Origin of the sequence: Mycolicibacterium komossense, assembly GCF_025822605.1 — a bacterium.
Taxonomy (GTDB): Bacteria; Actinomycetota; Actinomycetes; order Mycobacteriales; family Mycobacteriaceae; genus Mycobacterium; species Mycobacterium komossense.
Genome location: NZ_JACKTY010000021.1, coordinates 56,456 through 70,580, shown reverse-complemented (window position 1 = coordinate 70,580; position 14,125 = coordinate 56,456). Strand labels below are relative to the sequence as shown.

Below are 14,125 nucleotides of genomic sequence, written 5' to 3'. Positions count from 1 at the left end.
TTTACCGGATCGTGACGTGAAAAGCCAACGCTGGATCAGCTCGGCTGACCTGACCTGCACGGGACGGCTGCGATCAGCGGGGTGTCGACACCAACAGCCCCGAGCCGGGTCGCGCCACCCGGCGCACCGAGGGGCTGCTCTCGGCCCGGCAGCACCATGGTGAAGAACGCGGCGTTGTCGGCCAGGTGCTGTTCCTGGTCTTCGGGCAGGTCGGTCTCGTAGTAGATGGCGTCGACCTTGCAGATCAGCTTGCAGGCGCCACAGTCAACACATTCGTCGGGGTTGATGTAGAGGGTGCGATTGCCCTCGTAGATGCAGTCCACCGGGCACTCGGCCACGCAGGATTTGTCGGCGATGTCCACGCACGCTGTTCCGATCACATACGTCATGGTCCTGACGTTAAGTGCGCCGGCGCGGAATGGGCCGCGGCGAAAGTCCCTTCTTCGGGGACCTTGGCAACCAACTCGGCCGTGACCACGACCCCGGTGGACAATCGATCTCATGACCGGCGTGCTGTTCTTCGACGGTGAGTGCGGAATGTGCACCCGGGCCCGCAACACCCTGGTCCGCTGGGATCGCACCGGTGAGCTGCTGACTGAGCCGTATCAGCAGGCCGGCACGGCGCAACGCCTCGGCGTTGCGCCGGAGCGGCTACCCGAGTCGGTCTGGTGGCTGGATTCGTCCGGGCAGGTCTACGCCGCCGCCGAAGCCGTCAACGCCGCGCTCTCGGCCGCTCTGGGCACTCGACTGCCGCTGAGGTTCTATCGAATGGTCGGCGTCCGGCAAGTGCAGGAAGCCGTGTACCGCTGGGTGGCCACGCACCGCTACCGGTTCCCGGGCACGACGCCGTACTGCCAGTCGGATCCGGCCGGCTGCTAGACCGGCCGAACCGCCGCCGCGGAGCAACTCAGCGGCTTTTGATCCTTGAAATGCACCGCAGGCATCCCGTCGACGTAGATGTAGTCGACATCGGCGGCCCACGAGGTGCCGGGCTTCACCCACGGCGGGGCGTCCTGCGGGTAGGCGACGGTGTAGTCGCTATAGAAGTCGACTCCGGCCGGGCAGCCAGACGTCTTGGGCGGCAGCGGATTCCACGCGTGGACGATGATCGGATTGAGCAGCCGCCGACCTTGCGCGCAGTTGGGCTGGCATTCCACGGAGTTGTCGGTGCCCGTGCCGGTCGCACCGTCGGCACCCCAGGAGGTCCACGACATGTCCTGCATGACGCTGGTGCCGTCGCAGCCGTACATGATCGTGCCGGGCTGCTCCACCACGGGCAGATCAGGGGTGTAGCAGGCGCCGAACATGTAGGCGGTGGCACCGGCTGTGACCGGATCGGCCATCGCGACGGGCGCAGCGAGACCGAACGCCGCCACCACCGCCGAGGCCGTAATGACTGCTGCGCGGATCATGACGCTCCTTCGGGATGGCCGACGTGATCTCGCATGCTAACGAGCCCGCACACGTCCCGCCCGTCCAGCGGGCTCGGTCACCAGCGCTGCCGGGATTTCCGCGGCCGGTTCAGTTCTCTCGTGGCAGCAGTTCGGCGATGAAGCGGTCGATGAACTCGTCGGCCCCGGTCGGTCCGGCCGGGCGCACGACGAATTTCGTCAGGCCGGCTGCAATGTAACCGTCGAGCTGGCGATGCAGATCGGCCCAGCTGCCGGCGATGAGGTCGGCGGGCTCGACATCGGGTCGTCGGCTTCGGATCGCCGCCACGGCCTCGGCGCCGAGGCCGCCCTCGGCGACAGCCAGGCTGATCCCGAAGTGGTCTGGTTCGATCTCACGGCCGACCTGCGCGGCTTCGGCTTGAATCTGCTCACGGGCCCGCCGCGCTTCATCCGGGGTCAGGAAGCTGCCCAGCCAGCCGTCGCCGAAGCGGCCGATCCGCCGAAACGCCGCGGGAGCCGAACCACCCAGCCAGATGTCGAGCGGCACGGCGGTGGGGTCACCGACACCGGCCCCGGTCACGGTGAAGAAGTCGCCGGCGAAGTCGACGTCGTCGCCGGCGAGCGCCGCGCGCAGCAGCTGCAGCGATTCGTCGAACACCGCCGCGCGCTGCCCGTCGGGAACCGCGAATATTTCCCGTTCGGACGGGATCGCGGACCGCAACCCGAAAGCGGGGAGCACTCGCTTGGGGCCGAGGGCGGCCAACGACGCCAACGTCTTGGCCACCAGCACGGGGTGCCGGCCGCCGGGCAGTACCGCCACCGACGTGCCGACCTTGAGGCGCTGGGTGCGCCCCAGCGCGAACGCCATCCCGACGAACGGGTCGACGGCTTTCGAGTAGACGAGTTCGGAGAACCACAACGAGTCGACATCGGCAGCTTCCAACCGGTCGACGATCGCGCCGAGATGTTCGGGACCGGTGTCAGCACCGAGGCTTACACCGAATCTGATCTTCACCACGCCACCCTAACCAGCACAGGCCAGGTCCCTGCGGTGAAGCGTGGGCGCCGCGCGCTCGTCGCAGCCCCATTTGTGCCCTCGTGCCGGACAGGTCACGACGCAATCTCGGGCACATCACTGACGCCCCCAAAAAAACTTTTGTGACCGAAGTAACGCTTGCGTCAGTTGGGGCGAAACATGCCATATGAAATCCATCCGGAAGTTCTTCGCAACGGCGGCAATCACCGGTGCCTTCCTGGTCGCAATCATCGCCGGGCTTTTCTCCGCATCCACCGGCACCGCGCATGCGGACACCGCGAATTGGGATGCGATTGCACAATGCGAATCCGGTGGAAATTGGTCGACGAATACCGGCAACGGGCATTATGGCGGTCTGCAGTTCAGCCAGGCGACCTGGACTTCCAACGGCGGTTTCGGCTCGCCCGCCACCGCCTCACGCGAGGAGCAGATCCGGGTCGCAGAGAATGTCGCGCGCACTCAGGGAATGGCCGCCTGGCCCAAATGCGGCGCCAATGCGGGAACAGTTCCCTTCGCCGCGACGGGAAGCCAGATCAGCCTTCCGCAATGGCAGCCCGGCATGATCCTGCGCAAGACCATCAACGACATCATGGCGCTCATCCCCCACGCCTAGACTCCGCGCAGGGCTACGCCGCGCGACGAACTGGAAGCTCGGCTGAGCTACCCGCTCAACGAATTCAGCACCTTGGTCATCTGGGTTTCGGTTTCGCCGGCGAGCTTCTCGAAAACCAGTTTCATCGCGGGGCTCATCAGCTTCGCCGGGCCGTGCATTTCGAGGTCGGCCCGATAGTCGAGTTGGGCTCCGCCCTGGGCGGGCGTGACGACGATGGTGTCGGTGGACGTGGCCGACTTGTTGGTCCCCTCGAAGACCAGCCGGCTCTCTGTCAGCTCCCGCAGCACGTACTTGAGCTCGGCGGTGACTCCGACGATCTTGGAGACGTTGTGCCAACTGGAGCCGATGGTGACCGGGCCGTCGTCGATGCGGGTGCAGGTTTGGGTACCTGGGTCCCACTCCTCGGCGTTGGCGAAATCCTTCAGATAGTCCAGAACCTGCTTCGGCGCTGCGGTGACGGTGAATGTGCGGGAAACGGATGGCATGGCGCCTGTGTACCCAGTCAGCCCGGTGCTTTTAACCCCGCACCGCATAGCGGAATTATGACGTTGTCGGCACGCAGCAGCTCCACCGCCAACTCCCAGTTCCAGGGACGTTCTGGTGCAGGCGTGGCGGCCACCCGCGCAGCGGCCCAGCAGACCGCCGACGTCGGCTCCACATAGAGACCCTGCGCGGCAAGTTCAGCCCGCCCGGCCCGCACCTGCGCATCGCTGACCGCCACGACCGTGCCGCCGGTGGCGCGCACTGCGGCCAGGATCTGTGCACCTCGCGGTGGCGCCGCAATCGCGATGCCTTCCGCGACGGTCGGCTGCGCCTGCACCGGGGCCACCGTGTCCTGCCGAGCGGCGAAGGCCACCTCCAGCGGCGAGCAACCCGCCGCCTGCACGGCTACCAGGGTCGGCATCCTCGCGGCCAGACCCGCGCCGACCAGTTCCCGGAACGCCAGATAGCAGCCCAGCAGCATGGTGCCGTTGCCGACGGGCACCACGACGGTCGACGGCAGCTCGCCGCCGCAGTGCTCCCAGATCTCGTAACCGTAGGTCTTCACCCCGTGCAGGAAATACGGATGGAAGACGTGGCTCGCATAGAACACTCCCGGCGCCTCGGCAGCGTCCAGCGCCGCCGAGGAGGTGTCGGCGCGGGTTCCGGAGACCAGGGTCAGCTCGGCGCCGTGGGCCCGCATCTGGGCGAGCTTGCCGGGCGATGTCGAGGCCGGGACGAAGACCTGGATCGGGATGCCGGCGCGGGCGAAGTACGCCGCCGCGGCCGTCCCGGCGTTCCCACTGCTGTCCACCAGTGCCGAGGTCACCCCGAGGCGCTTGGCCAGGGTTGCCAGCACCACCGCGCCGCGGTCCTTGAACGACAGCGTCGGCATCAGGAAGTCCGCCTTGAGCCCGACGTTGGGCAGCCCTCGTGCCTCGACGATCGGCGATCTGCCTTCGCCCAGGCTGATTTCGGCATCGAAGGGCACGGGCAGCACCGATTCGTAGCGCCACAGGGAACCACGACTCCCCTGTACCGCGGTGATATCCAGGGCGGGTGCCGAATCGATGTCGAACACCCCGCCGCAGTTACAGCGCCAGGCCAGGGTCGAGACGTCGTAGCGCGCGCCGCAGGCGCCACACACCAGGGCCGGTAGTCCTTCGGCGGCTGTCGTGCGCTTCATGCTCACCGAACCAGCTTTCCTCATCCCGGCGCGATCTCTCCATCTGGCCACGTGGTGAAGTCAGGTGAATCTAGGCTCCCCTGGTGGGAATCCTGACACCTGTCAACGGAGCGCCGCCGCCCGATGTACCGCTGCCCGACATCAACCTGTCCGCGTGGGAATTCTGGGCCCTTGACGACGACATCCGCGAGGGTGCCTTCGCCACGTTGCGCCGGGAGTCCCCGATCACGTTCTTCGGCGCGACGACCGGGCTGGCGGGTTTCGATCCCGGACAGGGGCACTGGGCGCTCACCCGCTACGACGACGTGCATTTCGCCAGCCGCCACCCCGATGTCTTCAGTTCCAGCGGCGGGATCACGATTGGTGACCAAACACCGGAACTGGCAGAGTATTTCGGCTCGATGATCGCGATGGACGATCCGCGTCATCAGCGCCTGCGGGCGATCGTCAGCCGGGCGTTCACCCCGAAAGTGGTGGCTCGCGTCGAGGCCGCGGTGCGCGATCGCGCCCGCCGTCTGGTCGCCGACATGGTCGCCAAGCACCCCGACGGTAACGCCGAACTGGTCGCCGAGTTGGCCGGCCCGTTACCGCTACAGGTCATCTGCGACATGATGGGCATCCCCGCCGCGGATCACGATTCGATCTTCAGATGGACGAACGTCATCCTCGGGTTCGGAGATCCGGACCTGACCACCGACTTCGACGGTTTCGTCAAGGTCGCGATGGATATCGGCGCCTACGCACACGCGCTGGCCGACGACCGCAGAGACCACCCGCAGGAGGATCTGACCACCAGCCTGGTCCACGCCGAGGTCGACGGCGAACGGCTCACCTCGGCCGAGGTGGCCTCGTTCTTCATCCTGCTGGTGGTGGCCGGAAACGAGACCACCCGCAACGCGATCAGCCACGGCCTGCTGGCCCTGACCCGCTATCCGCAGGAGCGCGATACCTGGTGGCGTGATTTCAACGGCCACAGCAAGACCGCGGTCGAAGAGATCATCCGGTGGGCGTCGCCGGTCATCTACATGCGCCGCACGCTGACCCGCGATATCGAACTCAGCGGCGTTTCGATGGCATCCGGCGACAAGGTCACGCTCTGGTACGGCTCGGCCAACCGAGACCAGGAGAGGTTCCAGGATCCGTGGCGCTTCGACATCCGTCGCGACTCCAACCCGCATCTGGGATTCGGCGGGGGCGGTGTGCACTTCTGCCTCGGCGCGAATCTCGCCCGCCGCGAGATCAGTGTGGCCTTCGAGGAGTTGCATGCGCAGATCCCCGATATCCGTGTGACGGATGAGCCGGCGCGGCTGCTGTCGTCGTTCATCCACGGGATCAAGCGGCTGCCGGTCCGTTGGACCCCGCGGTGACCGACCTCGCCCGACTACAGGGTGGCGGCTTTCGGACCGATCGACGAACAGATGGCGCCCGACGGCGTTGCGATCCCGGCGCAGCCCGTGCCGTTCGCGACATAGTTGACCCCGGGGATGTACGGCGACAGGTAGACCTGCGCGATCTCATAACCGTTGGCCAACTCGCACCGGCCGGGGCTGGCACCGGATGCGGCGATGCAGACCTGCGACGACTTCGGGTTCGCCGTGCCCTTACATGCCGCCGGGGTCAGCGTGGCGGTCACCATCTGGGTGCCGGACACCTCGACGACGCTGGGTGCACTGAGGGTGAAGTCGCAGGCCGCGGGGACCTCACTGGACGCGGACCCTGCGGCCGCGATGGCGCCGAGCACGACACCCAGAGTCACCGGAAACACCGCGAGACGCGCAATCATGTTCGAAGCGTATGCGTTGACCACGCAGCAGTCACAGCGAATCACCAGGCTGGCACGTTCTCCGTGGTACTCGTAGCGTGATTCACATGAAGCAGCAGTTGCACTGGATATCGATGCACGGCGTGGTCCGCGCGCTGGTCAACATCGGGGCGCGACGCGGTGATCCGCAGGCCCGCCTGGTCGCCGACCCGGCCGTCCGGGCCGATCCCGTCCCGTTCTACAACGAACTGCGCGGTCGCGGGCAACCGTTGATCCGCTGCCGCACCGGGTATCTGACGGTGGATCACGGCGTCGCCCACGAGTTGCTGCGCTCGGACGATTTCCGCGTCATCTCGTTGGGCTCCAACCTGCCCAGCCCGCTGCGCCGGCTCGAAAACCGCACCAGGACACCGGGATTGCATCCGCTGCGGCCACCGTCACTGCTCGCGGTCGAACCGCCTGAGCACACCCGGTATCGCAAGACCGTCTCGTCAGTGTTCACTCCGCGGGCTGTCGCGGCACTGCGGGGCCGGGTGGCGGCCACCGCGGAGGCACTGCTCGACGAATTGGCGGCGAAAGGGTCTACCGAAACACGCGCCGTCGATGTCGTCGACCGGTACTGCGCCCAACTCCCGGTCGCGATAATCAGCGACATCCTCGGCGTGCCCGACAGCGAGCGTGCGAAGATCCTGGAGTTCGGCGAGCTGGCGGCGCCCAGCCTGGACATCGGGTTGACGTGGAAGCAGTACCGCCGGGTGCAGGATGGCTTGGACGGTTTCAACACCTGGCTGGCAGATCATCTCGAGCGCCTGCGGCGCGAGCCGGGCGATGACCTGATGAGCGAGTTGATCCGGATCTCCGACTGCGACGCGCACCTCGACGACGACGAGTTGCGGGCGGTCGCCGGCCTGGTGCTCGCCGCCGGGTTCGAGACGACGGTGAACCTGCTGGGCAACGGGATCCGCCTGCTGATGGATGCCCCGGATCAGCTCGCCCGGCTGCAGGACAATCCGGCGCTCTGGGCCGGTGCGGTCGAGGAGATCCTGCGGTTCGATTCGCCGGTGCAACTCAGCGGCCGGGTGGCCCGGGTCGACACCGAGGTGGCCGGCACCCGCGTCGCTCGCGAAGAGATGGTGGTGATCTATCTGGCGGCGGCCAATCGTGACCCCGCCGTTTTCGAGCATCCCGATCGATTCGACATCGAGCGATCCAATGCTGCTCGGCACCTTGCATTTTCGGGTGGACGGCATTTCTGCCTCGGTGCCGCGCTGGCCCGTGCCGAGGGCGAGGTGGGACTCAGTTCCTTCTTCAACCGGTTCCCGGATGCGCGACCGGCGGGCCCTGGCCTCCGTCGGGACACCCGGGTCCTGCGCGGCTGGTCGACGCTGCCGGTCACCTTGGGACCGCAGCGATTAGCGCCGGTGAGCGGCGTGCGGTGACTCCTCGACGGCGCCGGCAGTGTTCTCCAAGCGGTTGTCCGAGCGGTCGTCGATCACTTCGGCATCGTCGTTCGTGTCGGCCTTGACACGCGGGTCGATGCTGTCGGCGTGAGCCCGACGTTCGTCCAGGTCATCGCGCGAGCTTTCGACGGATACGCGGTGCGACTGCGCACGCTCCTCGAGACGGGCCGCCTCGGCGGCCTTGACCTCGGCTTCGGCCTTGGCGGCCCGCGCCTTGGCGGCGGTCTCGTCGGCCAGCGCCTCCCGGCGGGCGACCACCGCCGATTCCTGCTCGACTTCGCCGCGGATCCGCTCGGCTTCGCTGTGCAGCTTGTGATTGCGCCTGCTGCGGGCTGCCCAGGCGAGCGCACCCAGAACAAGCACCGCCGCGACGATCCCGATGACAATCCACATGGTGGTGTTGGTAGCCATAACGGCTCCTTTGATTGGTGGGCCGCGCCTACGACAGCCCCGTCAATAACTCGGGGTTCCCAAATCGTCAGGCGCCAAACGCACCCAGCGCGGTCAGCATGCCCTGCGCCGCGCTCGGCCAGGTGAAACGTTCCGCCCGCCGGCGGGCATCGTGGCGGCGCTCCCGCTCCGGTCGGCCGATGATCCCGGTGACCGCCGCGGCGATGGCGTCGGGGTCGTTGTCGGCGCACGCACCACTGTCGGCCGTCAGGATTTCGGTCAGCGCCGAGGTGCGGGACACTACCGCCGGGGTACCGCAGGCCAGGGCTTCCAGCGCGGCCAGTCCGAAGGTTTCGTGTGGCCCTGGCGCCAACGCCACGTCGGCAGACGCCAGCAGCGCCGCGACCGACTCCCGGCTGTCGATGAAACCCGTGAAATCGACAGGTAGGCGGCCCGCCTGGCGTTCCAGCCGATGGCGCAGCGGTCCGTCACCGGCGATCACCAGCCGTGCGTCGATTCCCGAATCCCGAAGTGCCGCAAGGGTGTGAATGCTTCGATCGGCTCGTTTCTCGACCGACAACCGACCGCAGTGCACCAGCAGCAGCTGCGCGGGAGACGCCCACCGGCCACGCACCGCGGCGGAGAAATGGCGTGGATGGAACACGTCCAGATCGACGCCGAGGGGAACAGTCAGTACGTTGGGCGCCCGGATCCTGTCGAACTCCTCGCGGGCGAACTGAGTGGTGCACAGCACGGTGTCGTATTCCTGCGCAGTGCGACGGTTCGCGTAATCGGCTACCCGCCTGGCAATTCCGGGCGGCAAGAGTTGGCCCGTGAGTCGGTCCAGTCGTTCATGGGAGATCATCACCGTGGTCACGCCGTGGCGAGAACCCCACCGCCCCAGTGAGCGCAGCGTGCAGCGATCCGATACCTCGATCGCGTCGGGCTCGAGTGATTCCAGCAAGGCCGTCACTGGCCGGGGCAGCACCGCCCGGTACCCACCGGTGAGCGGAATCTTGCGGGCCGGCACCGAAATTCGGGTGACACCCGACGACAGCTGGCTGCGGGCGGCGTGCGGTCCTGGCACGATAAGGAACACCTCGTGGCCACTGGCGCAATACTCCGCACCGAGTCGGTCCACCGCGGTACGCAGGCCGCCCGAGCGCGGGCCGTAGAAATTCGCGACCTGCACGACCCGCATCATGGGAGCATCACATCGGGGTGGCGTGTGCGGTCATCAACAGCAGCTCAACCGGGACCTGAATGGTCGATGAACTCCCCCGCCACGGTTCACTCCCGCTTGGGCGGGAAGTAGATTTCCTGCGTTGCGGTACACACGAGTTCACCGTTGCGGTTGAACATCGTGCCGGTCGCCAGGGACCGGCCCGCGGTGGCACTGGGGCTCGATTCGTCGTAGAACAACCAGTCCGACATCCTCGGCGGCCGATGGAACCACACCGAGTGTCCGCGCATCGCCGAGATCGGCGGCCCGGCCATCGTCTTCCACCGCGGTACCAGGGTGGGCTCGATGAGGGTGACTGCCGACAGGTAGGCCGCCAGACAGTCGGCCAGCACGGGGTCGTCGGGAATATCACCTCTGGGACGCAACCACATTCGGCTTTGCGCTGCCCCCTCGGCGGTGGTCACATTGCGTCGCTCGAACCAGTCCAGACTGGTCCACGTCCCGTGAGCCGGTATCGATGCCAGCGATTCCGGTTCGGCCACCACGGGCATGCTCGGTTGGTACTCGATGTCCTGCACTGCGGAACTGAACGAGGTGGTCGCTTCCATCAGCACCGTTGCGTTCTGCCGGCCCGTGACCCGTCGCGCCGCGAAGGTGCGACCGTCCTGCAGCGGGGCGACCTCGAAATCGACGGGATACCTACCGTCGCCGGGGCGCAGGAAGTAGACGTGCATGCTGTGCGGCGCGCGGCCGCCGGCGGTGCGTGCCCCCGCCATCAGAGCCTGGGCGGCGATGTGGGCACCCAGAATGTGGTGGGCCGGTCCGTCGAATTGCTTACCGACGAACATCCCCGATCCCGGGGTCGTTGACACCTGGTCGAGGTCTAACGAATCGAGCACAGCGCTCAGCGTGGATTCCATCACCCGGCATCATGCCTGGTGTGCCTTTCGGTGGACCGCTGCAACGCTTCGTGAACCTCGTCAACGCGGGGGTGACAGCGCTGGCCGGCGCCCCGGTGGTGGGCCGATTCGTCGAGCGCTACATCACCACCATCAGCTACGTCGGCCGAAAATCCGGGCGCACGTTCAGTCTCCCCATCGGATATCGCCGCACCGGCGACGACATCACCATCGGGGTCTCGATGCCCGACCAGAAATCGTGGTGGCGCAATTTCCTCGGCGCGGGCGCACCGATGACCATCGCCCTCGACGGCACCGAGCGCACCGGGCACGCCGTGGCCACGCGCGACGACCGGGGCCGGGTGACGGTGGCGCTGCACCTGGACGCGCAGTAGCTCGACGCGCGGCAATCAGACCAGGTATTTCCCGAACCACTCCTGCAGCTTCTGCCAGGCATCGGCCGCCGCCTCGGCGTTGTACCGCGGTCCGCTGTCGTTGAAGAACGCGTGGTCGGCGTTCGGTTCGACGACCAGCAGGTGGTTCAGGCCGGCCTTGTCCAAGGCGGTCTTGGCCGCGTCCTGGGTCGAGGTGACCCTTGTGTCGAGCGCGCCGTAGAAGCCGAGGACGTTCGCCTTCGACCCGGCGAGATCAGCGCCGTCGGGGAACGGGCCGTAGAACGGCACCGCCGCGGCCAGTTGCGGTTCGCCCGCCGCCAGCAGCTGCCAGGTCAGCCCGCCGCCGAAGCAGAAGCCCACCACCGCCAGCTTCTTGCCCGGTGCCCGGCGCCCGAGCTCCTCGACGCCGGACTTCAGGTCGGCGACGAAGCGCTGCGGATCGACCTTGCCCAGCGCGGCGGTGGCTTCCGCGGGATCGGTGAAGGTGGCGGTCCCGCCCTCCTCGGAGAGTAGGTCGATGGCCAGCGCCGAGTACCCGACCCCGGCGAGCCGGCCGGCGACCGTCCTTACCCAGCTGTTGAGTCCTTTGTTCTCGTGGATGACGAGCACCGCACCTTTGGGATCGGCTGCTTCGGCCCACGCGCCTTTCAGTTCGCCGGCCGGACCGGCCCAGGTGATATCGGTGGTCGGCAATTCCTCCTCCATTCCCGGAGCCGTCCCCGCCGCCGAAGCGGGGGTGCCGGTACTCCCGGAGGCAATCGACGAGGCCGGGGTAGCGCCGCGCTCGTCACTGCAGGCCGCGATCAAAGCTGTTGCGGAAGCTGCGGATACACCCAGCAGCGCCAGGCGGCGCATCGCCTCACGGCGCGACAGCAATCCGTCCACGTGATCGGTGGCGATCTCTTCGGCGATGTAGCGCTGTAAGGGAGTCACCTCATCGAGTATGCGCCGGAGGTCGTCGAGGGCGCGCAGGCCGACTGGGACCCGGCCGACTGGAACTGAGCCTGTGAACACATCAACAAATGTGTTCACTAAATCGTTGACACCCGCGACTGGAACAGGTTCTATTAGCGGTTGTGACCTTCGACACGATCATCCGCAATGGCCGCTGGTTCGACGGCACCGGAGCTCCGTCCTGCACCCGCAATATCGGCATCAAGAATGGCCATATCGCGACGATCACCCCGCACCACCTCGACGAGGCGGGCTGCGCTGACGTCATCGACGCCGAAGGCAAGTGGGTATTGCCGGGACTGATCGACATCCACACCCACTACGACGTGGAAGTGCTGCTGCGGCCCTCACTGTCGGAATCGGTGCGCCACGGCGTCACAACCATCACACTCGGTTCGTGCTCGCTGTCGACCATCCACGTCGACGGGGTGGACGCCGGCGATATCTTCGGCCGCGTCGAGGCGATCCCCCGCGAGGACGTGATCGGCGCCGTCGAAACGCACAAAACCTGGTCGAACTGCACCGAATACATCACCGCCCTGGAATCATTGCCCCTGGGACCTAATGTGACGGCCTTCATCGGCCACTCCGATTTACGCACGGCCACAATGGGTCTCGACCGCGCAACCCGCAGTGATGATCAGCCCACCCCCGCCGAGCTGGCCCAGATGGAGCGCTGGCTCGTCGATGCGCTGGATTCCGGCTTCCTCGGGATGTCGTCGATGCAGCTGCTGTTCGACAAGCTCGACGGCGAGATCTGCCGGTCACGTACATTGCCCTCGACCTACGCCAAACCGCGCGAGCTGCGCAGGCTGAAATCGATACTGCGCCGACGCGGCCGGGTATTGCAGTCCGGGCCGGATATCGAGAACCCACTGAATTTGGTCTCGAATGTGGTGCAGTCGTTGGGCGTGGGCCGCCGCAAGCTCAAGACCAGCCTGCTCTCGGCCGCCGACGTGAAATCCAACCCGTACGCGTGGCTGATCTTTACACCGTTGTCGCGAATGGTGAACCGGTTCGGCGGCGACTTCCGCTGGCAGCACCTTCCGGTGCCGTTCGAGGTGTATGCCGACGGTATCGACCTGGTGATCTTCGAGGAGTTCGGCGCGGGTGCGGCGGCCTTGCACCTGCAGGACGAGGTGGAACGCAACGACATGATGCGCGACGAGGCCTACCGCCGCCAGTTCCGCAAGCAGTACGAGAGCAAGCTCGGAGTGCGGGTGTGGCAGCGGGACTTCTTCGACGCCGATATCGTCGACTGCCCGGACCCGACTGTGATCGGCAAGTCATTCGGCCAGGTCGGCAAGGACCGCGGCGGTCTGCACCCGGTAGACGCCTTCCTCGACCTGGTCCTCGAACACGGCCGGGCGCTACGCTGGCGCACCACTATCTCCAACCACCGGCCCGAGGTGCTCAAGAAACTGGCCGGCGACGCCGGGATCCAGATGGGCTTCTCCGACGCCGGCGCGCACCTGCGCAATATGGCGTTCTACAACTTCGGGCTGCGCCTGCTGCGGCATGTCCGCGATGCCGAGCGCGCCGGGGTGCCGTTCATGACCGTCGAACACGCGGTGCACCGACTGACCGGGGAACTGGCCGACTGGTACGGGATCGACGCCGGGCACCTGCGGGTCGGTGACCGCGCCGACGTGGTGGTGATCGACCCCACGAAACTCGATGCGACACTCGACGATTACGCCGAGGAGCAGGTCGAGCAGTACGGCGGCCTGTCGCGCATGGTCAACCGCAACGACGACACCGTCACCGCGGTGTTCGTCGCCGGTCGCGCCGTGTTCCGTGACGGTCAACCCACACCGACGCTCGGCCACCAGCGCACCGGCAGCTTCCTGCGCGCCGGGCGGTCGACACCTGCACCCACCCAGAAAGGCGAACTTGCCGATGTCCGTTGAGGTTCGGGTGGCCGACGAGGCCACTGACGTGAAAGCCACGGTTCTCGGCATGTGGGCGGCACTGTCGCGCCGCGACTGGGACGAGCTGAAAACCTATCTGTCGCAGGACTGCATCTATCTGGATATGCCGGTCGGTCCGACGGCGGCGGCGCGCGGCCCGGAAGACATCGTCAAGCGGCTCAAGATCGGCCTCGAACCGCTGGCCTCCTACGAGAACTTCACCGGACTGCTGGTCGCCGACGGCGCCGATGTCATGTACGAACATCACGAGGAATGGCATTGGGCCACTGGCGAATCGGCGGTGCTGCAGTTCGTCACCGTGCATCGCGTGGAGGACGGCAAGATCACCCGGTGGAAGGACTACTGGGATATGGGGGCACTGGCCAACCACGCCCCGCCGACGTGGCTGGCGGACTTCGCTGCCGCGGACATGTCATGGATCTTCGACGCCACCGGCCTGGTTTAG

17 protein-coding genes are annotated in these 14,125 nt (G+C 66.8%); 7 read left to right on the top strand and 10 right to left on the bottom strand.

The window, feature by feature from the left end; translation table 11 throughout:
- Nucleotides 1-35: 35 nt before the first annotated feature.
- Nucleotides 36-389, bottom strand: coding sequence for a ferredoxin (fdxA, locus tag H7J73_RS09995; protein WP_264067189.1), 354 nt, complete (start codon nt 387-389; stop codon nt 36-38).
- 112 nt (nt 390-501) lie between these two features.
- Here fdxA and H7J73_RS09990 point away from each other — a divergent pair, with 112 nt between their 5' ends.
- On the top strand, nt 502-879 hold the full coding sequence (locus H7J73_RS09990) for a thiol-disulfide oxidoreductase DCC family protein (RefSeq protein ID WP_264067188.1): 378 nt from the start codon (nt 502-504) through the stop codon (nt 877-879).
- On the opposite strand, the gene H7J73_RS09985 is transcribed toward H7J73_RS09990, so the two are convergent.
- Nucleotides 876-1,412, bottom strand: a complete 537-nt coding sequence (locus tag H7J73_RS09985; protein WP_264067187.1) for a hypothetical protein — start codon at nt 1,410-1,412, stop codon at nt 876-878. The genes H7J73_RS09990 and H7J73_RS09985 overlap by 4 nt on opposite strands.
- A 109-nt stretch (nt 1,413-1,521) precedes the next feature.
- Nucleotides 1,522-2,406, bottom strand: a complete 885-nt coding sequence (locus H7J73_RS09980) for a TIGR03854 family LLM class F420-dependent oxidoreductase (RefSeq protein ID WP_264067186.1) — start codon at nt 2,404-2,406, stop codon at nt 1,522-1,524.
- 187 nt (nt 2,407-2,593) lie between these two features.
- On the opposite strand from H7J73_RS09980, the gene H7J73_RS09975 reads away from it, so the two are divergent.
- On the top strand, nt 2,594-3,040 hold the full coding sequence (locus tag H7J73_RS09975; RefSeq protein ID WP_276031110.1) for a transglycosylase family protein: 447 nt from the start codon (nt 2,594-2,596) through the stop codon (nt 3,038-3,040).
- Between the two features lie 47 nt (nt 3,041-3,087).
- Here the strand turns inward: H7J73_RS09975 and H7J73_RS09970 are convergent, their stop codons facing one another.
- Together H7J73_RS09970 and H7J73_RS09965 are read right to left on the bottom strand one after the other, a co-directional pair.
- Entirely contained in the window at nt 3,088-3,525 is a 438-nt protein-coding gene (locus H7J73_RS09970; RefSeq protein ID WP_264067185.1) for an SRPBCC family protein, read from the bottom strand.
- 17 nt (nt 3,526-3,542) lie between these two features.
- A complete protein-coding gene (locus H7J73_RS09965; RefSeq protein WP_264067184.1) occupies nt 3,543-4,706 on the bottom strand; it encodes a pyridoxal-phosphate dependent enzyme in 1,164 nt (387 codons plus the stop codon).
- Nucleotides 4,707-4,789: 83 nt separating this feature from the next.
- Here H7J73_RS09965 and H7J73_RS09960 point away from each other — a divergent pair, with 83 nt between their 5' ends.
- Entirely contained in the window at nt 4,790-6,073 is a 1,284-nt protein-coding gene (locus tag H7J73_RS09960; protein ID WP_264067183.1) for a cytochrome P450, read from the top strand.
- A gap of 14 nt (nt 6,074-6,087) precedes the next feature.
- On the opposite strand, the gene H7J73_RS09955 is transcribed toward H7J73_RS09960, so the two are convergent.
- On the bottom strand, nt 6,088-6,489 hold the full coding sequence (locus H7J73_RS09955; RefSeq protein WP_264067182.1) for a hypothetical protein: 402 nt from the start codon (nt 6,487-6,489) through the stop codon (nt 6,088-6,090).
- An 86-nt stretch (nt 6,490-6,575) separates the two neighbouring features.
- On the opposite strand from H7J73_RS09955, the gene H7J73_RS09950 reads away from it, so the two are divergent.
- Nucleotides 6,576-7,907, top strand: a complete 1,332-nt coding sequence (locus H7J73_RS09950) for a cytochrome P450 (RefSeq protein WP_264067181.1) — start codon at nt 6,576-6,578, stop codon at nt 7,905-7,907.
- Here H7J73_RS09950 and H7J73_RS09945 read toward each other — a convergent pair.
- From H7J73_RS09945 to H7J73_RS09935, 3 genes are all read right to left on the bottom strand, one after another.
- The gene (locus H7J73_RS09945) at nt 7,881-8,339 is read right to left on the bottom strand and encodes a hypothetical protein (RefSeq protein WP_264067180.1); all 459 of its coding nucleotides are present in this window, start codon (nt 8,337-8,339) and stop codon (nt 7,881-7,883) included. The two genes, H7J73_RS09950 and H7J73_RS09945, sit on opposite strands and share 27 nt — an antisense overlap.
- 67 nt (nt 8,340-8,406) lie before the next feature.
- Entirely contained in the window at nt 8,407-9,519 is a 1,113-nt protein-coding gene (locus H7J73_RS09940) for a glycosyltransferase (RefSeq protein WP_264067179.1), read from the bottom strand.
- Nucleotides 9,520-9,608: 89 nt separating this feature from the next.
- Nucleotides 9,609-10,421, bottom strand: a complete 813-nt coding sequence (locus tag H7J73_RS09935) for an acyl-CoA thioesterase (RefSeq protein ID WP_264067178.1) — start codon at nt 10,419-10,421, stop codon at nt 9,609-9,611.
- Between the two features lie 11 nt (nt 10,422-10,432).
- On the opposite strand from H7J73_RS09935, the gene H7J73_RS09930 reads away from it, so the two are divergent.
- Nucleotides 10,433-10,795 carry a PNPOx family protein gene (locus H7J73_RS09930; RefSeq protein WP_435405460.1) on the top strand — a complete coding sequence of 121 codons (363 nt, stop codon included), beginning with the start codon at nt 10,433-10,435 and terminating at the stop codon, nt 10,793-10,795.
- Nucleotides 10,796-10,810: 15 nt separating this feature from the next.
- Here the strand turns inward: H7J73_RS09930 and H7J73_RS09925 are convergent, their stop codons facing one another.
- The gene (locus H7J73_RS09925; protein WP_264067176.1) at nt 10,811-11,728 is read right to left on the bottom strand and encodes a dienelactone hydrolase family protein; all 918 of its coding nucleotides are present in this window, start codon (nt 11,726-11,728) and stop codon (nt 10,811-10,813) included.
- Nucleotides 11,729-11,871: 143 nt separating this feature from the next.
- On the opposite strand from H7J73_RS09925, the gene H7J73_RS09920 reads away from it, so the two are divergent.
- Together H7J73_RS09920 and H7J73_RS09915 are read left to right on the top strand one after the other, a co-directional pair.
- On the top strand, nt 11,872-13,659 hold the full coding sequence (locus H7J73_RS09920) for an N-acyl-D-amino-acid deacylase family protein (RefSeq protein WP_264067175.1): 1,788 nt from the start codon (nt 11,872-11,874) through the stop codon (nt 13,657-13,659).
- A complete protein-coding gene (locus H7J73_RS09915) occupies nt 13,649-14,125 on the top strand; it encodes a nuclear transport factor 2 family protein (RefSeq protein WP_264067174.1) in 477 nt (158 codons plus the stop codon). Before H7J73_RS09920 ends, H7J73_RS09915 begins: the two co-directional genes overlap by 11 nt.